General features: G+C 66.0%; 19 protein-coding genes. 6 read left to right on the top strand and 13 right to left on the bottom strand.

The features are described from left to right. Positions 1-244: 244 nt before the first annotated feature. The 5 genes from ACZ7GB_RS13760 to ACZ7GB_RS13740 all read right to left on the bottom strand — a co-directional run bounded on the left by ACZ7GB_RS13760 (position 245) and on the right by ACZ7GB_RS13740 (position 5,897). Positions 245-1,012, bottom strand: a complete 768-nt coding sequence (locus ACZ7GB_RS13760; RefSeq protein ID WP_472159100.1) for a crotonase/enoyl-CoA hydratase family protein — start codon at positions 1,010-1,012, stop codon at positions 245-247. Next, positions 1,009-2,685, bottom strand: coding sequence for an AMP-binding protein (locus tag ACZ7GB_RS13755; protein ID WP_472159098.1), 1,677 nt, complete (start codon positions 2,683-2,685; stop codon positions 1,009-1,011). The genes ACZ7GB_RS13760 and ACZ7GB_RS13755 overlap by 4 nt, the downstream gene beginning before the upstream one ends. Before the next feature lie 89 nt (positions 2,686-2,774). Continuing rightward, entirely contained in the window at positions 2,775-4,052 is a 1,278-nt protein-coding gene (gene arsJ, locus ACZ7GB_RS13750; RefSeq protein WP_472159096.1) for an organoarsenical effux MFS transporter ArsJ, read from the bottom strand. Continuing rightward, on the bottom strand, positions 4,049-5,047 hold the full coding sequence (locus ACZ7GB_RS13745) for an ArsJ-associated glyceraldehyde-3-phosphate dehydrogenase (protein ID WP_472159095.1): 999 nt from the start codon (positions 5,045-5,047) through the stop codon (positions 4,049-4,051). Before ACZ7GB_RS13745 ends, arsJ begins: the two co-directional genes overlap by 4 nt. Positions 5,048-5,057: 10 nt before the next feature. Then, the gene (locus tag ACZ7GB_RS13740; protein ID WP_472159093.1) at positions 5,058-5,897 is read right to left on the bottom strand and encodes an arsenate reductase/protein-tyrosine-phosphatase family protein; all 840 of its coding nucleotides are present in this window, start codon (positions 5,895-5,897) and stop codon (positions 5,058-5,060) included. A 474-nt stretch (positions 5,898-6,371) separates the two neighbouring features. Between ACZ7GB_RS13740 and ACZ7GB_RS13735 the strand changes: the two genes are divergently transcribed. The 5 genes from ACZ7GB_RS13735 to ACZ7GB_RS13715 all read left to right on the top strand — a co-directional run bounded on the left by ACZ7GB_RS13735 (position 6,372) and on the right by ACZ7GB_RS13715 (position 14,703). Then, a complete protein-coding gene (locus ACZ7GB_RS13735; protein WP_472159092.1) occupies positions 6,372-8,312 on the top strand; it encodes a dynamin family protein in 1,941 nt (646 codons plus the stop codon). Further along, complete coding sequence (locus ACZ7GB_RS13730; protein ID WP_472159090.1) at positions 8,309-9,385, top strand: dynamin family protein; 1,077 nt, start codon at positions 8,309-8,311, stop codon at positions 9,383-9,385. Before ACZ7GB_RS13735 ends, ACZ7GB_RS13730 begins: the two co-directional genes overlap by 4 nt. Then, positions 9,382-11,523, top strand: coding sequence for a dynamin family protein (locus tag ACZ7GB_RS13725; RefSeq protein ID WP_078550081.1), 2,142 nt, complete (start codon positions 9,382-9,384; stop codon positions 11,521-11,523). The genes ACZ7GB_RS13730 and ACZ7GB_RS13725 overlap by 4 nt, the downstream gene beginning before the upstream one ends. A 13-nt stretch (positions 11,524-11,536) precedes the next feature. Beyond that, positions 11,537-12,961: a GTPase gene (locus tag ACZ7GB_RS13720; protein ID WP_472159089.1), complete on the top strand. Its 1,425-nt coding sequence runs from the start codon at positions 11,537-11,539 to the stop codon at positions 12,959-12,961. 221 nt (positions 12,962-13,182) lie between these two features. Further along, entirely contained in the window at positions 13,183-14,703 is a 1,521-nt protein-coding gene (locus tag ACZ7GB_RS13715) for a bifunctional metallophosphatase/5'-nucleotidase (RefSeq protein ID WP_078550085.1), read from the top strand. Between the two features lie 403 nt (positions 14,704-15,106). Here ACZ7GB_RS13715 and ACZ7GB_RS13710 read toward each other — a convergent pair whose 3' ends face one another. After that, positions 15,107-15,574, bottom strand: a complete 468-nt coding sequence (locus tag ACZ7GB_RS13710; protein ID WP_075774978.1) for an Lrp/AsnC family transcriptional regulator — start codon at positions 15,572-15,574, stop codon at positions 15,107-15,109. A 114-nt stretch (positions 15,575-15,688) separates the two neighbouring features. Here ACZ7GB_RS13710 and putA point away from each other — a divergent pair, with 114 nt between their 5' ends. Then, entirely contained in the window at positions 15,689-19,108 is a 3,420-nt protein-coding gene (gene putA / locus ACZ7GB_RS13705) for a bifunctional proline dehydrogenase/L-glutamate gamma-semialdehyde dehydrogenase PutA (protein WP_472159088.1), read from the top strand. 6 nt (positions 19,109-19,114) lie between these two features. Here the strand turns inward: putA and modC are convergent, their stop codons facing one another. The 7 genes from modC to ACZ7GB_RS13670 all read right to left on the bottom strand — a co-directional run bounded on the left by modC (position 19,115) and on the right by ACZ7GB_RS13670 (position 26,390). After that, positions 19,115-20,194, bottom strand: coding sequence for a molybdenum ABC transporter ATP-binding protein (modC, locus tag ACZ7GB_RS13700; RefSeq protein ID WP_472159111.1), 1,080 nt, complete (start codon positions 20,192-20,194; stop codon positions 19,115-19,117). Then, on the bottom strand, positions 20,191-20,886 hold the full coding sequence (gene modB, locus ACZ7GB_RS13695) for a molybdate ABC transporter permease subunit (RefSeq protein ID WP_472159086.1): 696 nt from the start codon (positions 20,884-20,886) through the stop codon (positions 20,191-20,193). The genes modC and modB overlap by 4 nt, the downstream gene beginning before the upstream one ends. After that, positions 20,883-21,632 carry a molybdate ABC transporter substrate-binding protein gene (modA, locus tag ACZ7GB_RS13690; protein ID WP_472159085.1) on the bottom strand — a complete coding sequence of 250 codons (750 nt, stop codon included), beginning with the start codon at positions 21,630-21,632 and terminating at the stop codon, positions 20,883-20,885. The genes modB and modA overlap by 4 nt, the downstream gene beginning before the upstream one ends. A gap of 139 nt (positions 21,633-21,771) precedes the next feature. Further along, positions 21,772-22,872: a c-type cytochrome gene (locus tag ACZ7GB_RS13685; RefSeq protein ID WP_078570959.1), complete on the bottom strand. Its 1,101-nt coding sequence runs from the start codon at positions 22,870-22,872 to the stop codon at positions 21,772-21,774. Next, a complete protein-coding gene (locus ACZ7GB_RS13680) occupies positions 22,869-24,149 on the bottom strand; it encodes a c-type cytochrome (RefSeq protein WP_472159083.1) in 1,281 nt (426 codons plus the stop codon). Before ACZ7GB_RS13680 ends, ACZ7GB_RS13685 begins: the two co-directional genes overlap by 4 nt. A 16-nt stretch (positions 24,150-24,165) precedes the next feature. Then, the gene (locus ACZ7GB_RS13675) at positions 24,166-24,819 is read right to left on the bottom strand and encodes a cbb3-type cytochrome c oxidase subunit II (RefSeq protein WP_078540647.1); all 654 of its coding nucleotides are present in this window, start codon (positions 24,817-24,819) and stop codon (positions 24,166-24,168) included. After that, the gene (locus tag ACZ7GB_RS13670; RefSeq protein WP_472159082.1) at positions 24,816-26,390 is read right to left on the bottom strand and encodes a cbb3-type cytochrome c oxidase subunit I; all 1,575 of its coding nucleotides are present in this window, start codon (positions 26,388-26,390) and stop codon (positions 24,816-24,818) included. Before ACZ7GB_RS13670 ends, ACZ7GB_RS13675 begins: the two co-directional genes overlap by 4 nt. Positions 26,391-26,441 lie beyond the last annotated feature (51 nt).

Here is a 26,441-nt window from a genome sequence, read left to right as displayed (position 1 = left end):
CCGCGCCCGATCCTCCCCCGGGAGGGCGCGTTGGCGTTGTCATCGCGAGCATCACCGACATGCGGGCTTGAGAGATAAACCGCCAAGCCACAAGCGCATCAACGCGCCCACCCAAGGCTCGGGCGCGTCCCTCTTCGCCAAACACAAGCGCCCCCTGCGCCGCGACGCGCGGCGCGTTCGCCGCTGAAGCCTTCCACTGGAAGCCTTCCGAGACACGGCTCACCCCAAGGCTCGGGCGCGTCCCTTATCTCCCCGACCACGCCGGCGCGCGCTTCTCCAGGAAAGCCCGCGCGCCTTCGGCTGCGTCCTCGCTCGCCATCACGGCTTTCAAGGTCCGCGCATTCTCCTCCCAAAGCGGGTCGACCGCGCGGCGCTCGATCTCGCGCGACAGGCGCAGGGTCTCGCGCAGGGCCAAGGGCGCGTTCTTCGCGACCTCCTCGGCCAGCGCCAGCGCCGCGTCAAACGCTTGCCCGGCCTCGGCGCGCCGGGCGATCAGGCCCAGATCCCACGCTTCCGCCGTGTCGAACAGCCGCCCCGTCAGGAGCAATTCGCGCGCCCGGGCCGGGGGGATGAGGCTCGCCAACCGCAGCGCGCCGCCCGCGCCCGCCACCAGACCGCGCAGCACCTCTGGCAGGCCGAAGCGGCAGCCCTCTTCGGCGACGATCATGTCGCAGCCCAAGGCCAGTTCGAACCCGCCTGCGAGCGCGGCGCCATGGCAGGCGGCGATGATCGGCTTGCTGCGATGGGACTCGGTCAGGCCGCCGAAACCGCCTTCAGCGAATAGTAACTCCTCGACCTTACCTTCGGTGAAAGCGGAGAGGTCCATCCCTGCGCAGAACACTGCGCCTTCGCCGCGCAGGATGCCGATCTGCAGCGCGTCATCCGCTTCCAGACGGGCCACCGCCTCGGCCAGGGCATGGCCAGCCTCGGCATTGATCGCGTTGCGCCGCTCGGGGCGGTTGAGGGTGATGATCGCGATATTGCCGCGGGTCTCGAAGAGGACGGGGCTCATAGGGCGGGCTCCTTGGGTAGGCGGGCGCGTAGCGCGTTGCGGATGATCTTGCCGGTGGTGGTCACGGGCATGTCGTCGATCACGTAGATCGCGCGGGGATATTCGTATTTCGCAAGCCGCGCGCGGACATGGGCGGCAAGGTCGTCGCGCAAGGCTTCGGTGTCGGCATGGCCGGGGCAGAGCGTGACGAAGGCCGCGACGATCTCGCCGCGCAGCGGATCGGGCTGGCCCACGACGCCCGCCATCTGCACCGCCGGATGCGAGATCAGGCAGTCCTCGATCTCGGCAGGGCCCACGCGGTAGCCGCCGGTCGAGATGATGTCGTCGTCGCGCCCCTTGAAGCGCAGCCGCCCACCGTCGCCGGTGATGCCCCTGTCGCCGGTCAGCAGCCAGCGTCCCTCGAGGCCGGTCACGAATTTCGCCTCGGTCGCCTCGGGTTGGTTGAAATAGCCAAGAAACATCACCGGATCGGGCGCGCGCACGGCAATCGCGCCTTCTTCGCCATCGGGCAGAACCTGACCTGTCTGGCTGTCGACGATCGCGACCTCGTGGCCCGGCACTGGCCAGCCCATCGCGCCGGGTTCGGGCGCATCGAGGCTCGCGGCGGAGGACACCACCATGTTGCACTCCGTCTGGCCGTAGAACTCGTTGATCGTGACGCCAAGCGCCTTGCGCCCCCAGTCGAGGAGCTGCGCGCCGAGCGGTTCGCCCCCCGAGGCGACCGAGCGCATATCGAGGCTCCACGACAGGCTCTCGGGATCGGCCTTCATCATCTTCAGCGCGGTGGGCGGCAAGAAAGCGTTGCGCACGCTCAGCCGCCGGATCAGATCGGCCGCGGCTTTGGCCGAGAATTTGCGGAAACGGCAGGCCACGACCGGCACGCCGTGATGCAGTGCCGGAAGCAGCACGTCCAAGAGCCCGCCGATCCACGCCCAATCGGCGGGCGTCCAGATCCGGTCGCCCGCCTGCGGCAGGAAGTCATGGCTCATCTCGACGCCGGGCAGGTGGCCCAACAGCACCCGGTGGGCATGGAGCGCACCCTTCGGATTGCCCGTGGTGCCCGAGGTGTAGATCAGCACGCCGGGGGTCTCGGCGCTGGTATCGACGGGGGTGAAGTCGGGCGAGGCCTCGGAGAGGGCCGCGTTAAAATCGGCCACGCCTTCCACGCCGGTCCCGCCGTCATCGGTGACGAAGACGGTCTGCAGATCGGGCAATTCGGAGCGGATCGCGGCGATCACCTCGTAGCTCGCCGGGTCCGTCACCAGCACCCGCGCGCCGCTGTCGCGCAGCCGGTGCAGCAGGGCCTCTGGGCCGAACAGGGTGAACAGCGGCAGCGAGACGCAGCCCGCCTTGAAAGCCGCGATATGGGCGATGGCGGTCTCGCGGCGTTGCGGCAACAGGATCGCCACCCGGTCGCCGGTCTCGCGCCCGTCGCCGCCCACGCCCAGCCCGGCCAGCACATTGGCGAAACGGTTCGACGCCTCGCGCAACGCGCCGAAACTGGTCTCGCGCACCGCGCCGTAGCCATCCTCTTCGACCTCGATCAGCGCGATGCGCTCGGGCTCGCGCGCGGCCCATTTGTCGCAGGTGTCGACGCCGATATTGTAGCGTTCGGGTATGTCCCATCGAAACGCAGCCCGCGTGGCCGCGTAATCCTTGCCGCGTGACAGCACCGGCTTCCCTCCCATTTTGCAAGCGGCGCGAGGGCCGCTCTCCTCCGCGCGCTACCAAAGCGCGCAGAGCCGGGAATGTCCATCTCTGCTCACGGGCTCGTGAGGGTCGCCTCGGGCGCAAGCCGCCCCGCCGCCAACGCGCTCAAGGCGACCATCACCGTCGCGGTGATCATCACGGCGGGCAGCCCGCCCATCTGGTAGCTCAGTCCCGACAGCAGCGTGCCGATCAGCCGCCCGCCCGCATTGGCCATGTAGTAGAAGCCCACATCCATCGTCACCCGCTCGGCCTGCGTGAAGGCGAGGATGAGATAGGAGTGGAGCGAGGAATTTACCGCGAAGATCGCGCCGAAGGCCAGCAGACCCACGACCAACACGGTGCTGAGCCACAGCGACGGCGTCGGGTCGATCAGCACGGCGGCGCTGAGCAGCGCAGGCACCGCGAGCAGCGCCAGCGCCCAGTGCCGCGCGGCTCCGATCAACTCACCCTCGGGGCGGGATCTGGCCTTCAGGATGCGCGGGGCGGCGGCCTGCACCGCGCCGTAGAGAATGATCCAGAGCGCCATGAAGGTGCCGACGAGGAAGAAGGCCGCGCGGTCGCCTGCATGGGTGCCGTCCGACAGCACCGCGTAGAAATAGATCGGGATGCCGACGACGAACCAGACGTCGCGCGCACCGAACAGGAAGACCCGCGCCGCCGACAGCCAGTTCACATTGGCCGATTTCGAGAAGACTTCCGAGAATTTCGCGCCCTTGCGCCCGCGCGGCAGGCCCGGCGGCATCGCGACCACGATCGCGGCGAGGATCAGCGCGAGCACCACCGCCATCGCGACCACCGCGTAATCGAAGCCGAGCGCGGCCAGCAGCGCTGCGCCGAGCAGGAAGCCCACGCCCTTCACTGCGTTCTTCGACCCGGTCAGCACCGCGACCCATTTGAACAGCCCGCCCTTGCCGGTGGGGGCCAGCAGCTTCACCGCCGATTTCGAGGACATTTTCGCAAGGTCCTTCGCAACCCCGCTAAGGCCTTGCACCACCATCACATAGGCGACGGAGGTCCCGATCGCCCAGGACGGGTTCAGCTGCGCCAGCGCGATCAGCGCCACGACCTGCAGCGACAGCCCCGCATAAAGCGTCGAGACCAGCCCGAACCGCGCCGCGATCCAGCCCGCCGAGAGGTTCGTCACCATCCCCGCCACTTCGTACAGGATGAACAGGTAAGCCAGCTGCACCGGCGAGAATCCCAGCGTGTGGAAATGCAGCAGCACCAGCATCCGGAGCGCGCCATCGGTGAGCATGAAGGCCCAATAGGCCGCCGTCACCGCGATATAGGCGGAGAAGCCTTCGGGGCGGCTGGCGGGGTTGTCGGTCACAGGGACGCCCCCACCATCAGCGCGACATCGGCCAGCCGATAGGCATAGCCCATCTCGTTGTCATACCACGCATAGACCTTCACCTGCGTGCCGTTCACCACCATCGTCGAAGGCGCGTCGATGATCGAAGAGCGGATATCGTTGGTGTAATCCGAGGACACGAGCGGGCGCGTCTCGTAGCCGAGAATACCGGTCAGATCGCCCTCCGCGGCGGATTTGAACAGCGCGTTGACCTCTTCGGCACTCGTTTCGCGTTCGACCTCGAAGACGCAATCGGTCAGCGAGGCATTGAGCAGCGGCACGCGCACGGCATGGCCGTTCAGCCGCCCCTTCAGTTCGGGGTAGATCAGCGTGATCGCGGTGGCCGAGCCGGTCGTGGTCGGGATCAGCGAATTGAGCGCCGAGCGCGCGCGGCGCAGGTCTTTCGCGGGGCGGTCCACGATGGTCTGGGTGTTGGTCACGTCATGGATCGTGGTGATCGCGCCGTGTTTGATCCGCAGGTTTTCGTGGATGACCTTCACCACCGGGGCGAGGCAATTCGTGGTGCAGCTGGCCGCCGTCACGATGCTATGCGCAGTCGGATCGTAGGCGTCATTGTTCACGCCATAGACGATATTCGCGGTCGGGCCGTCCTTCACCGGGGCCGAGACGACTACCTTCTTCACGCCGGCGGCGAAATAGGGGGCGAGCGCGGCCTCGGATTTGAACACGCCGGTGCAGTCGATCACCACGTCGACCCCGTCCAGCGGCAGGTCTTCGATCTTGCGCGTGCCGATGAAGGGCAGGCGGGTGCCGTCGATGGTGACGCTGTCCGCGTCGCTCGCGAATTCGGCGTCCCAGCGGCCATGCACGCTATCGAATTCCAGCAGATGCGCCTGCATCGCCGCATCGCCCACCGCGTCGTTGATCCATGCGATCTTCGCGCCGCGTTCCAGCAGCGGCTTCAAGGCGAGTTTCCCGATGCGGCCGAGGCCATTGAGGGCGTAGGTGGTCATGGTCGTTCCTTCAGTTGCAGCCGATGTCATCGACGGCGGATTGCAGCGCGATGCGGTCGAGCGTTGTCAGCGGCAGGGCGGCGAAGGCCTCGATCCGGCGGTGAAGCGCTCCATAGGCCTGCTGGAAGGCGAGCGCGCGCTCGGCCTCGGTGCCGGTGGCCTTCACCGGGTCCGCCATCCCCCAATGGCCGCTGATCGGCTGGCCGGGCCAGGGCGGGCATTCCTCGTTCGCGGCGAGATCGCAGACGGTGAAGACGAAATCGAGCGGGGGCGCGTCCTCGCCCTGAAACTCCGCAATGGTCTTGGCCCGCAGGGGGGTGACATCATGGCCCTTGTCGCGCAGCACCTGCATCGCGAAAGGGTTCAGCTCGGAATAGGGCTTGGTTCCGGCGGAATAGGCGTTGAAGCGGTCACCGGCCCGCGCCCGCAGGATCGTCTCGGCAAGGATGGAGCGCGCCGAGTTGCCGGTGCAGATGAAGAGCACGTTGAATTTCCGGCCCGCCGCAGATCGCGTCATAGCGGTGTCTCCACTTGGATCGGGCTGTGCGAGAGGGGAGCAGATATCGGGGCGACCCTGACAGCAGTCGATCAGCAGCGCGTCGAAGAGGCTGCGCACGGTCTCCATCTCGATCCCGTAGCGCAGCGAGGTGCCCGCCCGCGTCTGCCCGATCAGCCCGACCTCGCTGAGTGCGGCCAGATAGGCCGAGAGCGTCGAGGGCTTCAGCTTCAGCGCCGCGCCGATCTCGCCGGCGGGCAGCCGGTCGGGATACCGGCGCATCAGGAGCCGGAAGATCGCAAGGCGTTGCGCATGGCCCAGCACGGTGAGCCGCTGAGGTGTCATCTGATCCATATTTCGAGGTTTTACGAAATAAGAGAGTCGGATCAAGTGAAGCTTTGATGACAGGGCGCCTTACACGCGTGAGTTGTGAACAATCCCATCAAAACGCCCGTGATATAAACGCAGCCGGAAACACTCACAAATTCGTGAAGAGCCAAGGAAATAGGGCTGAAACGAGACTTCCCCTGCGTCATGCAATTGCAGAATCCCCAGCAAAGCAAAGAGAACAAACGCATTTTCGCATCGCAACCGGGAGGGCAAACTGCACCGAAAACGGCAATTATGGTCGGTCTGCCATAATTTCTGCCGCATTTCGGACATGACTGGGCAAGAGAACTTTAAGCACGAACCGACCCAGCCGGTGCGTCGCCAAGAAGGGGGCGCGCGCCGTCCCTGTAACATTGGTGGTCTCGGTCGGCATGGGCGTGCCGGACCGTGTGTCACCCAAAAATCCGCATCGCCCCTGCGGAAAAGGAGAGCTCCCTCGTGTATGAAGCGAATTCCATCTTTGATTGGCATCGCCGTGGTTTCGAGGCGCTCAATTCTTACTGGGAGACGCTCGATCAGCTTGAACAGGCCGTAAAGGACGTCTCGGACGCCGATCTCGGGTTCGTCGAAGATCAGCTCGACACCGTTCTCGAGATGATCGACGCGTTCGAGCCGACCGTCAGCGTCATCGGCCAGGTCAAAGCGGGAAAAAGCACCCTTCTCAACGCGTTGATCGGCAAGCCGGGGATGCTACCTTCGGATGTGAACCCGTGGACCTCGGTGATCACGGCGCTGCATCTGAACGCGCGCCACCGCCCGATGGACACGCGCGCGCTGTTTCGCTTCTTCGACCGCCACGAATGGGATCGGCTTGTGGCGACCGGCGGGCGTCTGGGCGAGATGGCCAACCGCGCGGGCTTCGAGACCGAAGCAGAGAGCGTGCGCAAACAGGTCACCGCGATGCGCGATGCGACCGAGGCGCGGCTTGGCGAGCAATTCGAAGACCTTCTGGGCACCAGCCGCGCGTTCCCGACGCTCGATAAGGCGGTGCTGGATCAATATATCTGCTACGGTGATCCCGACGATCTGGCCGAGGGCGCCAGTGAGGGCACCTATGCCGATCTGACGAAATCCGCCGATCTCTATCTCGATCTGCCGCATCTGCCGCGCGGCCTGTGCCTGCGCGACACGCCCGGCGTGAATGACACGTTTATGATGCGCGAGCAGATCACGCTGAACGCCATTGGCGACAGCCGCGCCTGTATCGTCGTGCTTTCGGCCCATCAGGCGCTGACGACGATGGATCTGGCACTTCTGCGCATCATCTGCGCGATCGACGCGCGCGAAGTGGTGATCTTCGTCAACCGCATCGACGAGCTGGAAGATCCGCGCGGGGCGCAGACTGCGATCCGCAACTCGATCCGCAAGACGCTGGGCCGGATGGGGCTGGGCGAGGAGATCGAGATCCTCTTCGGCTCGGGCTACTGGGCCAATTGCGCGATGGGCGATGTGAGCGAGATGGCGCCCGCCAGCCGCGCCGCGCTTGAGAAGATGACCGGCACCACGCCCAGCAGCGAGACCGAGCTGCGCCAGCGCGCGATGGAAGCGTCCGGGATCGGTGCGCTGATGCAGGCCGTCGTCACCCGCATCGTCGACGGGCCGGGGCAGGCCGTGCTGGGCGATGTGCAGGACGAACTGGAGCGCATCATCGAGCGCGCCGAGACCGTCGATAGCGTCGCGCGCGTGGCCGATCCGTCCACCATTCTCAGCGAGTCGAAATTGATGCTCCGCCTCGCCGAGATCGAGGAGGAGGCGGTGTCGGCCTTCAATAACGAGGCGGCGGGGCTGCGCGCGGAGCTGCGCGAGCGGCTCGACCGGGCGCAGGAGCAATTCGTGGCTTCGGCGCTGGAGGCGCTGCAATCGCATATCGACACTTATGGCGAGATCGGCGCGTGGACCCATGATCCGACCGCGCTGCGCATGGCAATGAAGACGGCCTTCGCGTCGAACTGCGCGCGGCTGCGGCGCAAGGGGGAATCGGCGCTCGATATGGTGAGCGACGGGATCGACAGCTTCCTCGCCGCCGAGTTCGGCGTGATCCGCGAGGCCGACGTCAGCCGCTTCCCCGAACAGCCGCAACATCGCGCGCCGACCGTACTGGCGCGGATGATCACGCTGGACATGCAGGGCGCATGGTGGCGTCGTTATTGGCGCTTCAACCGCAAGGGGGCGGCGCAGGCGCGCTATCGCGAGGTGATCATCGCGGAAACCACGCCTCTGATCGAGGATCTGATGACCGAATATTTCGACCCAGCCATCGCGCGCAGCCGCGAGATCGTGGAGCGCTTCGCCTTCGATCAGGGTCAGTTCTGCAAGGCGGTGCGCGAGCGCTGCCTGTCGGGCGCGTCCGGTCAAGATAAGGAAAGGCTCTCGGCATGAACTCGCTGCGCAAACGTGAACGCCCCGACTTGCCGGACCTGTCGAAAGCGCAAGCCCCGCAGGCCACTCCGAAGCCGCGCAAGCTGCGGGTTCTGGTCGCGGGTGAATTCTCGGCCGGGAAGACCAGCCTTATCAACGGGTTGCTGGGCGAGAAAGTGCTGCCCTCGCATGTCACCGCGACCGCGTTGCCGCCGATCTGGCTGGTGCGCGGCGGGGACCGGGCGCAGCTTTGGATCGACAAGGAAGAGGTCGCGCGCCCGCTCTCCGATCTGGCGCAGCTCAATCTGGAGAAGGCGCGCTATTGCGTGATCGCCCATAACGCGCCGATCCTCGACCGGATCGACATCATCGACACGCCCGGTTCGTCGGACCCGAACATGCCGATGGAAAGCTGGCAGCGGATGCTGCGCTATGCCGATCTGGTGATCTGGTGCACCAACGCGACGCAGGCATGGCGGCAAAGCGAGAAGGCGGTCTGGGACGAAATGCCCGAGGCGCTGCTGGAACAGCCGATGCTGGTGGTGACCCATGGCGACCGTCTGCCCGACGAACGCACTCGCGCGCGATTGATGCGCCGGGTCGAGCGCGAGGCGGGGGAGGTCTTCCCGACGATCCGTCTGGCCGCGCTGACCGAGCCTTCGGACGTGGCGCAGATCGCGCGCGAGATCGAGCGGCTGGTCGGGCAGATCGATCAGCCTTCGGGGGCCGCGAATGAGACGGTCGCGAAATTCGTGGGCGAGCGCGACGTGATCGCCTTCCCGAAGCCGCGCACGCCGGTCAAGCCGCGCCGTCTGCGCTCGGCGCGCCTGATCAAGGCGGAAAGCGCGGAGCTGCCCGAGGTAACGGATGCCGAGCCACTGATCCTCGACTCGCCGCTGCCCGATTATCCGCCCGCGGAAACACCTCCGATGCCGGGCCCGGCCCGCGCGCTGTGGGAGGAACTCACGGCGGGCTACGCGTTCACAGATGCCGCGGATGTTCTCGCCCATGTCGAACATCTGCTTGATCGGCTGGATGCCGAAACCCCGACCGAATTCGAGCCAGCCTACGCGAGCAAGAGGACCAAGCCATGAAGATTGCCCCGCAACTGCGTAAGGAACTCGACTTTCTCAACGGCGCGCTCGACCGGATCGAGGCCTCCGTCGAACGCAGCGCCCGTCCGCGCATCCGCGATCTGCGCTTGCGGCTGCATGACTGGGCGGCGCGTGTGGCGGTTATCGGGCAGGTGAAGGCGGGCAAATCGACCTTCCTCAACGCCTTCCTGCACCAGCATGACTTCCTGCCCTCGGACGTGAATCCGTGGACCTCTGTCGTGACCAATATGCGCATCAACCTGCCCGAAGACCCGGTGACGGGGGCGCGGTTCGAGTTCTTCTCGGAGGCCGATTGGGACGAGATCATCAATGGCGGCACGCGCATCCGCAAGCTGACCGAGGAGCTGCTGCCGGGGTTCGATACCGACATTCTGCGCGAGCAGTCCGAGCAGATGCGCCGCCGCGCCCAGCGACGTCTCGGCAAGCATTACCAGATGCTGCTGGGCCAGCATCACGACTATGACTTCCTCGCACCCGATTTGCTGCAACGCTATGTCTGCGCAGGGCCCGGAGCGGATGACGGGTTGGAGCGCGAGGCGCTTGGCCGCTATGCGGCGCTCACGAAAAGCGCCAATATTTACATGCGCTTGCCCGAGTTTCAGGTGCCGACGATCATCACCGACACGCCCGGCGTGAACGACCCGTTCCTCGTGCGCGACGAGTTCACCTGTCGCTCGCTCGACCGTTCGGACGTGTTCATCATGGTGCTCTCGGCGCATCAGCCGCTGACCGATGTCGACCTCGCCCTGATCCGCATCCTCGCCAAGCAGGACGACAAGGATGTGCTGATCTTCCTCAACCGGATCGACGAGCTGGACGATTACGCGGTCGAAGTGCCCCGCGTGATCGCCGATGTGTCGCGCCGTCTGCGCGCGGCGATCCCCGATATCGACTTCAAGATCGTGGCAGGCAGCGCCTATCTCGCCGATCTGACGCAGCGCTCCGACGAGGAGGCCGCCTGGGCGCGCGCCGAGATGGATTCGATGGAGCTGGCGCAATACCTGTATTCGCGTTTCGGCCGCGTGCCCGAGGACCCGATCGACCGGTTGCTGCTGGCCTCGGGCGTCGAAGAGGTCAAGCATGTGCTCTCTGCCGTGATCGACGGCGGCGTCGGGCGTCAGCAGCTCGCTCAGCTGCGCGGCGATCTGCGCGCGGAGCTGTCGGGGATGCAATTCGTCGCCCGCCGCGAACGCGACACGCTGCAGATGCAGATCGAGAGCATCCGCTCTGACGTGGCGGAGGCCGCGATCGAGGAAATGAGCGGCGAGATCGCGGCAACGGAAGCGCTGCGTGGTGCGCTCGAAAACCATGTCGAGAGCGCCGAGCATCAGATCGAAGCGGTGCTCAACCGCGGCTGGTCGGCGCTGGAGACGCGGCTCAACAAGAGCATCGAGGATTTCGTCCTGAGCCAGCGCGACCGGTTCGAGGATGTTCTGCGCACCAACCGAATCCGCGACGGCCGTCCGCCGCGCAGCTTCGAGACCGACACGACCGCGCTGCAGATCGCGCTCGAACGCGAGGTGACGAAAAGCTACGCCCGGTCGCGTGCGGCGATCGACGTGCTGCTCGACAATGCGATCCATGCCTGCCGCACCACGGTGGCGGACCGGTTCGACGATCCCAGCGAAGAGATCGACCTGTCGGATATGCCGCATGACACCTTCACCTCGACGCTGACGCTGACCCGGCGCGCGCTGCGCATCAACTTCGCGCTGGAGCGGGGCTGGGCCTTCTGGCGCGGTCCGACCGTGAATATCGAGAAGACCCTCGACGGGTTGCGGATCGTGGCTGCGGAAGAGCTGCGCCCTGCGGTCGAGAAGATCCTGCAGGCCTATGGCGAGGCGCTGGTGGAACGCGCCAGCGCGGGCGGGTCGCGGCTGCGGGTGATGGTGCGGATGATGGAGATGATCGTGCGCGAGCGGACCTTGCAGCTCAAGCAGGAGCGGGCCGAGTTGGAACGGCTGGCGCGTGATCCGCAGATGCAAAGCCGCCTGGCGTCCCGGATCCAGAGCAAGCTGGAAGTGCTCGAACGGCGTCTGATCAATCTCGGGGCGATCGAGAGCGCCGTGAGCAGCACCATGATGCCACGGCGCAAACCCGCGACGCGCGCAGCGTGAGGGCGAAAGGACAATGATTTTCAAGCAAGAGCTCAACCGCGAGGACGCGCCGCCCGATCCCCATCGCGCGCCCCTTCGGGTGGCGATTTGCGGCGAGGTCAATTCAGGCAAGTCCACCGTGCTCAACGCGATTTTGCGGGCGCGCAGCATCGGCGACAATCTGGGCCGGACCGAGCGTCCAACGGTCGTCGCGCGCTACCGGGCGACGCCGGGTGTGGTGATGCGCGACGCGACGGGGCGCGAGATCGACGCGGCGGAGGTCGAAGAAGGCTGGGCCGTGCCGTCCGAGATTTACGTCTATTCCGCGCAGCCGCATCTGCAGGGGTTCGAGTTCGTCGAAGTGCCGCTGAGCCGCCCCGAAGACGTGAACGAAGAGCAGATCGGGCTGATCGCGACCTGCGACGTGATGATCTGGGTGACGATCGCCTCGCAGGCATGGCGGCTGACCGAAAAGACGATGATCGAGCGGCTCGGGCCAGCGCGCCCGTCGGATTGCCTGCTTGCGATTTCGCGCGGCGACAAGCTGCGCAACGACACCGACCGGGCGAAGCTGAAGGCGCGGGTTCAGCGCGAGTCGGCGGCCTATTTCTCGCGGGTCGCCTTCCTGTACGGGTCGCGCGATCTCCTGCGCGAGGCCGAGACCTCGGATGAAGCCTTCCAGCGCAGCGGTGGTGCGGCGCTCATCGCGGCGCTCGGGGCGATGACGGGGCGCGCGGTGGCCGGGCTCGATACGCTCGATCCCGAGACTGAGGCGGATCTGGCGATCGGCACCCATGATGCGCCGTCGCCGCTGCTCTCCGAACATGGGGGCGCGGTGCTGCCGTTCCGCTCGCGCAGCGTGGGTAAACGGGCTTCGCAACCGGCAAATTCCGGCGCGCCCGTCGCGCCGCCCGGGGCGGAGCCCGAGTTTCGGCCTGACCCGCATCCCGTCGACCGCACACCCGAGGTTTCGCCGCGACGGGTCACGCGTTCGTCCAAGCCGGGCCGCGACGCGGAGCGTGAGCCCGTTCGTGAGCCGGGGCCGAATGTCACCGGGCCCGTCATGCCCGAAACCGAAGCCGAGATGGAAACCAAGCAGGACAGCCCGCTGCTGCTGGCCACCACGCGGCTCAGGCTCGGTATCGAGCTGCCCGAAGGCTTGCAGCTTGCCGGGCGGATCGGCCCCAGAGACCGGATCTTGCGGCCCGTCAAAGGGTCGTCGGACGAGATCGTGGCCTGCGCCAAGGCACTGGAGAACCTGATGGCCGGGTTCGCCGGGAACTACACCACCGTGTTCGGCGGCCAGCTCGACACGATCACGGAAGCCGGCGACGATGTGCGCATCATGTTCGCAAGCGCGCCCGAGACCGGCCTGACCTTCGCGCAATTCACTGTCGACCTGATCGACGAGCCATCGGCGCATGCGCTGTTCGCACGTTTGGCGGGCACCTTGGTCTGACAGGGCTTGGTCTGACAGGGGTGGCCGGTCGCGTCCGCGCGCTTCTACCGCCTGCGAAGTGACGCGAAAACAGGCGCTGCCTATCACGAGAACGCAAGGTCATCCGACTATCGGTTTGCGCCGTGGCGGAGTGCGGCTAATCTTTCTCTCACGCCTCGGCGCGCCGATAACTGCGGCCGCTCGGGGTCTATGAAAAAAGATTATTCCGCAGGGAGACCGAAATGTCCGATTTCAAGCGCCGTCTGGCTGCCCTCATGCTGGGCGCCGCCTCGACCGGGCTTCTGGCCGCCGGGCCCATTCAGGCCGAGACGGTGAAGCTCACGATCCTCGGGGTCGGCGATATTTACAATTTCGACGGCGATGGCGAGCGTGGCGGTTTCGCGCGGCTCAACGCGGTCGCCAAGAAGGAGCGGGCGGACAATCCCAACACGCTCTATGTCTTCGATGGCGACATGCTCTCGCCCTCGCTTCTGTCGGGGATCGACGAAGGCCAGAACACGATCGACCTGACCAATATCGTGCCCTTCGACATCGCGGTGCCGGGCAACCATGAGTTCGATTTCGGGCCTGAGAATTTCGAGAAGAAGATGGAAGGCTCGAAATACCCCTGGGCCGCGATCAACATCACGCAAGCTGACGGCTCGCCCATTCAGGGGCTTGGCGGCGTGATGATGAAGGAGATCGCAGGCCTCAAGGTCGCGCTGGTGCCGGTGGCCCAAGACACCACGCCCGAGGTCGCCAATTCGGGCGATCTGAAATTCCAGCCCACCGTCGACACCGCAATCGCGGCCGCCAAGAAGGCCCGCGAGGACGGCGCGGATCTGGTGATCGGCGTCGTGCAGACCGACCAGTCCAACGACCGCAAGCTGATCGCGAGCCAGGATTTCGACGTGATCATGTCCGGCGACGACCACCTCAACGCGATGTTCTATGACGGGATCACGGCTTACGTGGAGACTTCGATCGACGCGCGTTATCTGCAGCCGCTCGATCTGACCGTCGACATCTCCGAGAAGGACGGCAAGCGCAAGATCAGCTGGACCCCGAATTTCCGCTGGATCGACACCGCGAATGTCACGCCGGACCCGGAATCGATGGATCTGGTCAACGGGTTCAAGAAGCAGCTCGACGACAATCTCGGCCAGCAGATCGGCACGTCGGAAACCGAGCTGGACTCGCGGCGCAATGTCGTGCGCTCGCAGGAGAGCACGATGGGCGATCTGATCGCCGATGCGCTGCGCGATGCGACGAAGGCCGATGTCACGCTGATCAATGGCGGCGGCATCCGGGGCGATACGACCTATGACGCGGGCCACAAGATCACCCGCAAGGACGTGCTGACCGAGCTGCCCTTCGGCAACAAGACGGTCGTGACCGAGATCCCCGGCTCGCAGCTTCTGAGCGCGCTGGAGAACGGCTTCAGCCAGGTCGAGAACGGCGCGGGCCGCTTTCCGCAGATCTCGGGCATGAGCGTGGTCTATGATCCGAGCGCGCCGGCCGGGTCGCGCGTGGTCTCGGTCGAGGTGGGCGGTCAGCCTCTCGACAAGGACAAGGTCTATAAGGTCGCGACCAACGATTACATGCTGGGCGGCGGCGATGGGTATGGCGCGCTTGGCGGCGGCAAGGTCATCGTGAACGCGGGCAACGGCAACCTGATGGCCAATGACGTGATGACCTATGTCGAGAACAAGGGCACGGTTGCGCCCAAGCTCGACGGGCGGATTAAGAAACAGGGCGAGTGAGTTCGGCCTGATCGGAATGAGAGGCGGCAGGTGAGACCTGCCGCCTTTTTCTATTGCGCTGAGGTGTAAGTGATGCGCCCGAGCCTCGGGTGGGCGCCTTGATCCGTTTGTGGCTGAGCGCTTTATCTTGCAAGCCCGAATGACGCGTGGGCCCGCGCTGGCATCGACAATGCGCCCCCCCGGGGGAGGGTCGGGCGCGGCCCGGGGCTGGTCGCCCCGTGCCAAGTGGAGCCTTTGCCCGGGACAGCCGCGAAGCGGCCCGGGCAGCGCCCGACCGCCCCCTCGGGCGGGCGCTTGGAGGGCTAAGCGCGCGGGTCGAGGTTATCCGGATTTGGCCGCGATTAAGTGCAGACCACATGGCGAGGGACGCCCGCCCGGCGATCGGGCGCGGCCCTGCGTTGCTTCACTCCAGCGGCGGCGCGCTCGCCTCCACCACGGTCTCCATCGCGACATAGCTCGAGGAGGAATGGACATGGGGCAGGGTGGACAGCTCTTCCGACATGATCCGCCGGTAATCGGCCATGTCGCGGGCGCGGATCTTCACCAGATAATCGAAGCCCCCGGCGATCATGTAGCACTCTTCGACCTCGGGGATCGCGCGCACCGCGGCGTTGAACGCCTTCAGCGCGGTCTCGCGCGTATCGCTCAATTTCAGCTCGATATAGGTGACATGGGTCAGCCCCAGCTTGATCGGCGAGATCATCGCGCGGTAGCCCTTGATGAGCCCGGTTTCCTCCATCTGGCGGATGCGCGCGGCCACCGGCGTCTTCGACAAGCCGACCCTGCGCGCTATCTCAGCCACGGGGAGGCGTGCATCGGCGATAAGCTCGTTTAGGATTCGCCTGTCGATCGCATCGATCTCTTCACTCATGGGCTGCGGAGTCTCCAAAAATAAGTCTTAGAGACCATCGCTTAGCAAATCTTTGAGCCAATCGCCTAGGGGAAATCGCATAATATCGGACAATCAGATTTAAGGGAGGATCGCATGGGCGACACGTTCGATCAGTTCACAACGCAGGCGAAATTCGCCGATGAAGCCGCACTTCTGGAGCGCCTGAAGGGCCAAGCCGAACTGAGCGAGAGTGATCGCACGCAGATCTCTGCCCGCGCGGCAAAGCTCGTGCGCCGCATCCGGACCGAAGCCAAACCGACGCTGATGGAGCATTTCCTCGCGGAATATGGCCTGTCCACGCAGGAAGGCGTGGCGCTGATGTGTCTGGCCGAGGCGATGCTGCGCGTGCCCGATGCCGAGACGATCGACGCACTGATCGAAGACAAGATCGCGCCGTCGGACTGGGGCAAGCATATGGGCACGGCCTCGTCCTCGATGGTCAATGCCTCGACCTGGGCGCTGATGCTGACGGGCCGCGTGCTGGAAGACGAAAAGCCCGGCATGGCAGGCGTGTTGCGCGGGGCCGTGCGCCGTCTGGGCGAGCCGGTGATCCGCGCCGCCGTCAGCCGCGCGATGAAGGAGATGGGCCGCCAGTTCGTCCTCGGCGAGACGATCAAGGACGCGCTGAGCCGCGCCAAGAAGCTCGAAGATCGCGGCTATACCTACAGCTACGACATGCTGGGCGAGGCCGCCCGCACCGCGCGCGACGCCAAGCGCTACGCGAAGGATTACGCCGACGCCATCGCCGCCATCGCGAAGGTCTGCAAGGACCGCCCCGTGGCCGAAAATCCCGGCATCTCGGTGAAGCTCTCGGCGCTGCATCCGCGCTACGAGGTCGCCAAGGAAGAGCGCGCCATGGCCGAGATCGTGCCGGTGCTGCGCGATCTGGCGAAGGCCGCCAAGGCCGGGAACATGGGCCTCAATATCGACGCCGAGGAGCAGGACCGTTTGGTGATCTCGCTCAAGATCATCAAGGAAGTTCTGTCCGACCCCGAGCTTGCCGGCTGGGACGGGTTCGGCGTCGTCGTGCAGGCTTACGGCAAACGCGCGAGCCTCGTGATCGACTGGCTGGGCGCGCTGGCGGAAAAGCTCGACCGCAAGATCATGGTGCGTCTGGTGAAGGGCGCCTATTGGGACACCGAGATGAAGCTGGCGCAGGTCGAAGGCCTGCCGGACTTCCCGCTGTTCACCACGAAGGCTGCGACCGACGTCAGCTACCTTGCCAATGCGCGCAAGCTGTTCAGCTACACCGACCGCATCTATCCGCAATTCGCCACCCATAACGCCCATTCTGTCGCGGCGATCCTCGAGATGGCCGAGGGCCGTCCCTACGAGTTCCAGCGTCTGCATGGCATGGGCGAGCGTCTGCACGAGATCGTCCACCGCGAGGAAGGCACCCGCTGCCGCATCTACGCCCCCGTCGGCGCGCATCGCGACCTGCTCGCCTATCTGGTGCGTCGCCTGCTGGAGAATGGCGCGAACTCTTCCTTCGTGCACCAGATCGTCGATGAGGACGTGGCCCCCGAGACCATCGCAGAAGACCCGTTCGTGCAGCTTGCGAATGCCGAGCGCTCGGCGATGCTCAAGCTTCCCTCGGAGGTGTTCGCCGAGTCCCGCGAGAATTCCATGGGTTTCGATCTGACCGACGAGGGCACGCTGGCGCGCATCGACGCCGCCCGCAATGTGGCGATCCCGGATGCGGGCCCGCTGGTGGCGGGCGAGGCGACCGGCGAGGCCGTGGCCGTCATCAACCCCTCGACCGGCGAAGAGGTGGCCCGCGTCACCGAGGCCGACGAGGCCTGTGTCGCGGCCGCCATCGACGCTGCGCGTCCGTGGACTGCCCCGGTCGCTGAGCGCGCCGCCGTGCTGCGGCGCGTGGCGGAGCTTTACGAGGTGAACTTCGGCCCCTTCTTCGCTGTGCTCGCGAAAGAGGCGGGCAAGAGCCAGCTCGATTCCGTGGGCGAATTGCGCGAGGCGGTCGACTTCCTGCATTACTACTCCGCGCAGGCCGAAGAGAGCGACCCGACCGCGCGCGGCATCTTCGCGGCGATCAGCCCGTGGAACTTCCCGCTGGCGATCTTCACCGGCCAGATCTCGGCCGCGCTAGCCGCCGGCAATGGCGTGATCGCGAAACCGGCCGAGCAGACCCCGCTCGTCGCGGCCATCGCCGTGCGCCTGATGCATGAGGCGGGCGTGCCGCGCGACGTGCTGCAACTCCTGCCCGGTCAGGGCGAGACGGTGGGCGCGGCCCTGTCGTCCAACCCGAAGATCGCGGGCATCGCCTTCACCGGCTCGACCGAGACGGCGAAGATGATCCGCCGGTCGATGGCCGACAATCTCGATCCGACCGCACCGCTGATCGCGGAGACCGGCGGTCTGAACGCGATGATCGTGGACTCGACCGCGCTGCCCGAACAGGCGACGCGCGACATCATCGCCTCGGCCTTCCAGTCGGCGGGTCAACGCTGCTCGGCGCTGCGCTGCCTTTATGTGCAGGAAGACGTGGCTGACGGGCTGATCTCGATGATCAAGGGCGCGATGGACGAGCTGTCGCTGGGCGATCCGTGGTATCTGTCGACCGATGTCGGCCCGGTGATCGACGGCGAGGCGCAGGAAGACATCGCCGCCTATATCGCGACTGCCGAGAAAGAGGGCCGCGTGCTGCACAAGCTCGACGCGCCGTCCAAGGGGCATTTCATCGCGCCGACGCTGGTGAAAGTCTCCGGCATCGAGGCGCTGGAGCGTGAGGTCTTCGGCCCGGTTCTGCATATCGCGACCTATCGCGCCGAGGATATCGAGAAGGTCTTCGCCGCGATCAACGCCACCGGCTACGGCCTGACCGCCGGTCTGCACAGCCGGATCGACAACCGCGTGCAGGAGGTCTCGGACGCGCTGCATGTCGGCAACCTTTACGTCAACCGCAACCAGATCGGCGCGGTCGTGGGCTCGCAGCCCTTCGGCGGTGAGGGGCTGTCGGGGACGGGTCCGAAAGCGGGCGGTCCGCTGTATCTCACGCGCTTCGCGATGGCGCCCGAGGCGTCGTCGAAGAATGGCGAATGGGGCCACAAGGCCGATCTCGATGCGCTGCGCAAGAAGCTCGCGAAAGCGGCGGCGAAGGCCGAGGCAAGCGAGCCGATCGAGGCGCTGGAACTGCCGGGGCCGACGGGCGAGGCGAACACGCTGCGTCGCTATCCGCGCGGGCCGATCCTGTGCCTCGGTCCAGGCGAGGCTGCGCAGGTCGCGCAGATCAAGGCGGTCGAGAAACTGGGCGGTGTGGCCGTCGGTGCCGATGGCAAGATCGCCCCGGAAGTGCTTGAGACGCTTGAGGATATAGCCGGTGCCATCTGGTGGGGCCACGATACCCGCGCCCTTGTGAAAGCGCTTGCGAAACGCGAAGGTCCGATCCTGACGCTGACCACCGGCGCGGTGCAGAAGGCCGATGTCCTCCACGAGCGGCATCTGTGCGTCGACACCACCGCGGCGGGCGGCAACGCGGCGCTGCTGGCGGGGTAAGCCCCGCTAGCCCACATCCTCGGAGGCCACCGACATCGCCTTGATGATCGCGTGGCACACCATCCCCTCGGTCAGGCCAAGTGCTTCGACCGAGCGGGTGGTGAGCCGGGCCAGTAGATGCTCGTCGCCCATCTTCAGGCGGGCATAGACGCTTGGTGGACCCGCGGGGCGCAGCTCCGCGACGGTGACGGGCAGGATGTTGAGCGCGGACAGCCCCTCGGGGCGTCCAACCGCCAGCGTGACGTCGCCCGCATGGATGCGCAGCCGCAGCGATTGGCCGGGCTGGCCCGCCCGATAGGGCAGCAGCACCGGCCCGCCCGCGGTCTCGATCCGGGTCAGCCCATCGTCCTCCTGCTCCTGAACCCGACCCGAGATCACCGCGCCCGCTTCGCGCTGGCCGAGCGCCGGGGCCAGCGTCGGATCGGACAGGATCTCGCGCGCGGGGCCGAAGCCGCGCAGGCGTCCGGTTTCGATCAGAGCGATGGAGGTTGCAAGCCGCGCGACCTCGGCGGGGGCGTGGCTGACATAGAGAATGGGAAGTTTAACTTCGTCGCGTAACCGCTCGATATATGGAAGAATTTCCGCCTTCCGCGCGGCATCCAGCGCGGCCAGAGGTTCGTCCATCAGAAGCATCCGCGGGTTCGACAGGATCGCGCGTCCCAAGGCGACACGGCTCTTCTCGCCGCCCGAAAGTGCGGCCGGACGGCGCTCCAGCAGTGCGCCGAGACCGAGCATGTCGATGATGCGGTCGAACTCCGGCGCGGTCTTGGTTTTGTTGAAACGTTGTCCGTAGAGCAGGTTCGATTTCACGCTGAGATGTGGGAAAAGCCGGGCGTCCTGAAAGACATAGCCGATGCGGCGCTTGTGGGGTCGCAGGCAGATGCCGGCCTCGGTATCGAGCAGCACCTCGCCATTCACCACGATCCGCCCCCGGTCGGGACGCAGCAGCCCGGCGACCGCGTTCACCACCGTCGTCTTGCCCGCGCCGGACGGGCCAAACAGCGCGGTGACGCCTTCGGGCGCGGTGAAATCGACGTCGAGATCTAGCGCGGGCAGGCGATGGCTGAGCGAGATTTCCAGCATCAGGTTTGCCCCGCGATCCGCGCCGCGATCCGTCGCGCCAGCCATTCCGAGACCAACAGCGCGCCAAGCGCCAGCGTGACCGAGATCACCACCAGCCGCGCGGCATCCGCCTCGCCGCCCGGCACCTGCAATTGCGAATAGATCGCGAGCGGCAGGGTCTGGGTCTGGCCGGGAATGTTCGATACGAATGTGATCGTCGCGCCGAATTCGCCCATCGCCTTGGCGAAGGCGGTGATGCTGCCGGCAAGGATGCCGGGCAGGATCAGGGGCAGGGTGATCGTTGCGAAACTGGCGATGCGTGAGGCCCCGAGGGTGGAGGCCGCCTGTTCCAGCTTTGGGTCGACCGCCTCGATCGCGAGCCGGATCGCGCGCACCATCAGCGGAAAGGCCATGATCCCGGCAGCCAGCGCCGCCCCGCGCCACGAGAAGGCCACCGTGATCCCGATCTTCGCCAGCGCCGCCCCGATTATCCCGTTCGGCGCGAAGCCGATCAGCAGCAGGTAGCCGGTGACGACGGGCGGCAGGATCAGCGGCAGATGCACCAGCCCGTTGACGAGGCTGCGCCCGGGAAAGCGCCAACGCGCCAGCGCATAGGCCACGAACAGGCCCGGCGGTAGCGACAACAGAGTCGCCCAGCCCGCCACTTTCAGCGACAGGACAACCGCTTGCCAGTCGGAGGGCGACAGCCAGCTCATTTCAGCGTCTCAAACCCTTGGTCGTGGAAGATTTTCGCGGCGGCATCCGATTTTAGCTCGGCATAGAAGCTTTTAGCCGCGTCGCTGTCGGCAAGACGGGCCGCGGGGTAGCGGATCGGCGGGTGGCTGTCCGCGGGGAAGGTCGCCACGACATGCACGCGCGGCTCGGCCACCGCATCGGTCGTATAGGTGATGCCGTAGGGCGCTGCGCCAAGCGCCACCATCGCGAGCGTCGCGCGCACGTTATCGGCCTGCGCGACCTCGGGTTCGACCTTGGACCAAAGCCCGTAATGCTCGAGCGCCGCCTTGCCGTATTGCCCCGCAGGCACCGCGTTCACCAGCGACATCGCGAGCTTGCCGCCCTGCAGGAGCGCTTTGATGTCCAGATCCGGCGAGATTGTCACCGGCGCGGCCTTCGGGTCATGGGCGATCAGCACGAGATGGTTGGCCAGCAGGTCCTCTTGCGTCTCGATGCGGCCCGTCTTCGCGACCGTCTCCATCCAGCCCGGATTGGCGGAGATATAGATGTCGGCCGGTGCCCCGGCGGCGATCTGACGGGCCAGCGCGCCCGAGCCCGCGTAGGAGATATGCGCCACATCGCCGGTCTGGGCTTCCCAGCCTTTCGCCACCTGATCGAGCGCGGTCTTCATCGAGGCGGCGGCAAAGATCGTGACGTCCTCGGCGCGGGCGGGCAGCGCGAGGCTCGCCGGGATCAGCGCAAGGGCGAGGATGCGGGGCAGGGACATGGGGCCTCCTTCGATATGTTCCGCCATACATATTGCAGCACAGGCAGCCAAAGGCAAGCGCACGGAGGGATGAGAGTGGCGCAAAAAATGGGCCGGCGCATCGCTGCGCCGGCCCGTTCGGGTCGTCTAAGGGAAAGGCTTAGCCGCCCGAGTTTTCGTTTTGCGCGGGCACGGAGGCCTGATCGCCGGACGGGTAGCCCGGACCCATCAGCTCCCCATCGACTTCCTTGCCGTAGAAGCCCTGGTGCTTGTGGTGCCATTTGTCGAAGGCGTCCTTCACCGTCACGTCGCCAATCTGGCGCGGGTCGTTCGGGCGCGGATGGCTGTCGACGAAGGCGGCCACGTCCCAGGCTTCCTGCACGCTGAGCTTGTTCGGCTCCGACAGCGGCATGTTGTGCTTGATGAAGGCGGCGGCGGCGTCGACCTTGTGCATGCCCGCGCCCCAGTTGAAGCTGTGCGGCCCCCAGAGCGGCGGGAACACGACCTTGCCGTTGATGTCCTTCTGGCCCTGACCGTCGGCGCCGTGGCAGACCGCGCAGTTCTCGGCGAAGACCTCTTCGCCGCGCTGGCGCGAGGGCTCCTGATCGGGCTTGTCGATCTTGCCGAAGCCTGCGCCTTCCGGTTTCTCGCCCGTGGGCAGCCCCTTGGACATCCAGAAGAAATAGGCCTGCAGGTCGCGATAGACATCCGAGCCATAGGGCGGCGGGCCACCCGAGGGCGAGCCTTGCGCGTTCATCGAATAGGTGAAGCAGCCCTTGATGCGGTCCTCCATGGTATTCACCATTTTGTTCTTGCCGCGATATTTCGGATAGACCGGGTAGGCGGCCCACATCGGCGCGGAATAGGCCTGACGGCCCGCATCGAGGTGGCAGTTCGAACAGGACAGGTCGTTGCCCACGAAGTCATGCGCGTTGGTGCCGGTATCGTTGAAGATCGCCATGCCGCGGCGCACCGATTTTCCGAAATCGTCGTCGGGGATGGTGCTTTCCGCAGGCGGCTGGAACAGCGCGGCCTGCTTGCCGTCGCCGCCGCTTTGCGCTGCGGCGGTCTCGGCTTCGCTCTGGTCGCGGGTGGCGCCTGTCAGCCAGCTGGGGGCGAGGCCGAAATCGACGAGGAGCGAGCCCAGCACGACCAGCACGAGGCCGCCGCCCACTGCGAGGATCGCCCGCAGCACGGTTTGCCCGCGGGAGGATTTGGTCTCTCCGCGCGGAGGGATATCGGACGGGTGCTTGTTACTCATTGATCCACTCCTTCACGGACCGGGATGTTGCTTTCCATCGCGGCCAGTTCGGTTTTGTCCATCGCCGGCATCGGGGCGAGCGAGGCGAGGTAATCGGCCACGGCGCGGCGATCGGAGTCGTTCAGGGCCTTGCCGATCCCTGCCATCAGGCCGAGCGGCGAGTTATGGCGCGCGCCGCCTGCCCACATCGCGAGCTGATGCGCGACGTAGCTGGGCTGTTGCGCGGCGATCCCGGGGAAGTTCGGCGCGACGCCGACGCCCGAGGGCCCGTGACAGGTGAAGCAGGCCGGAACGCCGATCGACCAGTCGCCCTGTTTGGCGAGCTGCGCGCCGCGCTTGAGATCGCCCTGCAGCGACGGTTTCGCGCCCGAGGGGCTGCTCATGCTCGCGTAGTAATTGGCGAGCTCGCCGATCTCGCGATCGCTGAGACCCTTCGCGACATAGGCCATCGAGTCGTTGAACCGGGTGCCTCTCTGGAAGTCATGCAGCTGCTTGGCCAGATAGGGCGCCGGAAGGCCCGCCAGACGCGGCACGGTCTCGATGCCTTCGCCCTTGTCGCCGTGGCAGCTTGCGCAGGCCCAGACGGTGTCGGTGCCCTGACCCACAAGCTGGGCGACACGCTCGGAATCGGCGCCCTGATCGGCCGCTTCGGAGTTCGGCTGCGCGGGCAGGTCGTTGATCAACCCGGCAAGCCCGGCTCCGCCATCGAACGGGTCCTTGTCGCCTGCGACCTTGCGGATATCGGCCACCTCGGGGGCGCTGATCGTCTTGGCTTCGTCGTTGAGCCCGGTCGCGACATAGGACGCGATTTCGGAAATCTCGGTGTCGCTGAGAACCGAGCCGAAGGCGGGCATCTGGCCCTCATAGCCATCGCCATTGACGTTGAGCTTGCCGCCGATGCCGCGCATCACGATATGGGTCACGGCTTTCGCGCCACCCAGCTTCACGACATCCGAGCCGTGCAGCGGAGGGAAGGCGCCGGCCACGCCTTCGCCCGCATCGCCGTGGCAGGTGGCGCAATTGTCGGCAAACAGCGTCTTGCCCGCGTCCAGGTCGGGCGCGGCGGCCTGAGCGAGTTTGGTGCCATCCTCCTTGGCCACCTCTTCTTGCGCCTTGTCGGCAACCTGAACGGCGGTGCTGGTCTGGACCAGCATGATCACCCCCCAGATCGCGAGGGCGATCGCGATCGAATAGACGGGCCACGGGATGCGGCGGGTTTCCTCGAACGGTTCGAAGGTTTCGTCGGGACGCCGGGGATCGGGTTTCTTATCGGTCATTCTTGTCTCCCTGGTCTCAGTTCGAGGCCGTGGTGGCATCGGTCGCGTCGCGTTGTTTCTCGGCGATCAGCGCGTAGCCGTTGTCGCGCAGACCGTCCTTCGGCGGGGCGTATTGGCGCTTCATGCCCTGCAGATACGTCACGAGGTCGAGCGCATCCTGCTTGGCCACGATCACACCGGATTTCGGGGCGTATTGCGCGGGCAGCTTGACCACCACATCGTCGGGCCCGGCCTTGTCCTTATGCTCGAAGAGGTAGGGGTAGGCGGGCATGATCGACCAGCTCGCGATGGCGCGGGGCTGGTAGAGGTGGGTCAGCTGCCAGGCCTGCGAGGGCAGGCGGTCGCCGATATCCATCAGGTCCGGCCCGGTGCGCATCGTGCCCAGCTGGTGGGGGTCGTCATAAGCATAGTCGCCCGCGACCGAGGCGCGGCCCCAGCCACGTTCGGCATCGGGGGCCTGCGCCAGCGAGCGCGGCTGCTGCGAGTGGCAGTAGAGGCAGCCCATCGAGACATAGACGGCACGTCCGCGCGCCTCGGCCTCGGTGTAGGGTTTGAGCCCCTGCGACGGGCCTTGCGCGCTGATCTGCATGCCCGGCGCGATCACCAGGAACAGGGTCGCGAGCGCAAGGATCGCCAGCGCCGTGATTGCGAGAGGAAGATAGCGGTTCATTCTGCAGCCACCATGTTTTCGGTTTCGGTCTCACGGGTCTTCTTGGCGAAGCCGATTGCGATGAGGTTGATCGCCAGCAGCACGTGGCCCAGCGTCATCAGCCCGCCGCCGAGCGAGCGGCCTTCGAGATAGGGCTTGAGCAGGATCACGCTGTCGGCGAAGGGCTTGGTCGCATCAAGCTGGGCGAGGCCCTGCAGCACGCCGCCGATGGTCAGCGAGAAGAAGTAGACGGCAAAGCCGATCACGTTCAGCCAGAAGTGCCATGCGATCATGCGCGGGAAGGGCCAGTATTTGCCCGTTGCGCGCGGCACGATCTGGTAGATCGCGCCCATCAGCACCAGCGACACGAAGGCATAGGCGCCCAGGTGTGCGTGGGCGACCGTGTAATGGGTGAAGTGGGTGATCGAGTTGACCGAGCGCAGCGCCTCGATCGAGCCCTGGAACGAGGCCAGCGTGTACATCACCGCCCCGAAGGAGATGAAGCGCAGCGGCATCGACTCCTTGAGCGCCCAGAGGTTGCTCGCCACCGTGACGTGCTGGTTGATCGCCACCGCGATGACGGGGACGAACATCATCACCGAATGCACGACCGAGAGCGTCACCAGCCAGGTGGGGACGGGGCCGCCGATCAGGTGGTGGATGCCGACCTGGCTGTAGAACAGCGCGAGCGCCCAGAAGCCCACCAGCGACAGCGCGTAGGAATAGACCGGTTTACCGATGATTTTCGGGATGAAGTAATAGGCCGTGCCCACGCCCAGCGGCGTCAGCCACAGGCCCAGCACGTTATGGGCATACCACCAGTTCATCGTGGCCTGCTCGACGCCGTGATGGACGCCGGGGATGTTGGCGACGATGAACAGCACCGGGAACCACAGCACGCCCGCGAGGAAATACCAGCCCGAGACATAGATGTGATGGACGTTGCGGTTCTTCGCGGTCGCGATCAGCGGGGCCACGAAGCACGCCGCGCCGGCGGCGAGGATGATGTCGATCTGCCACGGGATCTCGAGCCATTCGAGACCGTCGGTCCAGCCGTTCGCGATGGCCAGAACGCCCGCGGCGAGGCCGATATTCCACAGCACGATCCCGACCTTCAGAAGGCCCGTCATGCGCAGGTTGGTGCGGAAGATGCGCGGGATGATCCAGCACACGGCGGCAAGCCCGCCTTGGCTCGCCCAGCCATAGGCGACCGAGTTCAGGTGCACGGTGCGCATCCGCCCGAAGGTCATCTGCGCGGTCCCCGACATCAGGTCGGGCAGGTGGAGTTCGAGCGAGGCGGCCAGCCCGTGCAGCGAGCCGTAGATCAGCCAGAACACCGCCGCCGCGATGAGCCACATAACGACGCTGGACGAGTTCGCGTCGATGCCGCTGCGGGCGGTGTCGAAATGGTGGGGTTTGTCGGGATAGTCGATATCCGCGCCCTCGCCGGGCTCGAAAATGGTCCGCGCGTCATCGGCGTCTGGCGTATGGACCTGCTTGTTCGCGATCGCCCAGATCAGGATCGTCAACGCCAGAAGCGAGATGACGAAGCTGAGCGCGAGCAGCAGGCCGAGCGTTTCGGTGATTTGCATAGGCTGGCTCCGGTGTCAGACTTGACCCGGGCCGAGCCGGTGCGACGCGTG

Source organism: Thioclava sp. PTB-PU3-1 (assembly GCF_055666785.1).
The sequence above is the reverse complement of the archived record's forward strand: the minus strand, read 5'-3'. Positions and strand labels throughout refer to the sequence as shown.

Coding starts and splice junctions, on each gene's coding strand:
- modB (WP_472159086.1), bottom strand. CDS start 20,886: ATGAGCTGGCTGTCGCCCTCCGACTGGCAAGCGGTTGTCCTGTCGCTG.
- modA (WP_472159085.1), bottom strand. CDS start 21,632: ATGTCCCTGCCCCGCATCCTCGCCCTTGCGCTGATCCCGGCGAGCCTC.
- ACZ7GB_RS13720 (WP_472159089.1), top strand. CDS start 11,537: ATGATTTTCAAGCAAGAGCTCAACCGCGAGGACGCGCCGCCCGATCCC.
- ACZ7GB_RS13745 (WP_472159095.1), bottom strand. CDS start 5,047: ATGACCACCTACGCCCTCAATGGCCTCGGCCGCATCGGGAAACTCGCC.
- ACZ7GB_RS13675 (WP_078540647.1), bottom strand. CDS start 24,819: ATGAACCGCTATCTTCCTCTCGCAATCACGGCGCTGGCGATCCTTGCG.
- ACZ7GB_RS13670 (WP_472159082.1), bottom strand. CDS start 26,390: ATGCAAATCACCGAAACGCTCGGCCTGCTGCTCGCGCTCAGCTTCGTC.
- ACZ7GB_RS13725 (WP_078550081.1), top strand. CDS start 9,382: ATGAAGATTGCCCCGCAACTGCGTAAGGAACTCGACTTTCTCAACGGC.
- ACZ7GB_RS13740 (WP_472159093.1), bottom strand. CDS start 5,897: ATGGATCAGATGACACCTCAGCGGCTCACCGTGCTGGGCCATGCGCAA.
- putA (WP_472159088.1), top strand. CDS start 15,689: ATGGGCGACACGTTCGATCAGTTCACAACGCAGGCGAAATTCGCCGAT.
- ACZ7GB_RS13710 (WP_075774978.1), bottom strand. CDS start 15,574: ATGAGTGAAGAGATCGATGCGATCGACAGGCGAATCCTAAACGAGCTT.
- ACZ7GB_RS13760 (WP_472159100.1), bottom strand. CDS start 1,012: ATGAGCCCCGTCCTCTTCGAGACCCGCGGCAATATCGCGATCATCACC.
- ACZ7GB_RS13730 (WP_472159090.1), top strand. CDS start 8,309: ATGAACTCGCTGCGCAAACGTGAACGCCCCGACTTGCCGGACCTGTCG.
- ACZ7GB_RS13685 (WP_078570959.1), bottom strand. CDS start 22,872: ATGAGTAACAAGCACCCGTCCGATATCCCTCCGCGCGGAGAGACCAAA.
- ACZ7GB_RS13680 (WP_472159083.1), bottom strand. CDS start 24,149: ATGACCGATAAGAAACCCGATCCCCGGCGTCCCGACGAAACCTTCGAA.
- ACZ7GB_RS13715 (WP_078550085.1), top strand. CDS start 13,183: ATGTCCGATTTCAAGCGCCGTCTGGCTGCCCTCATGCTGGGCGCCGCC.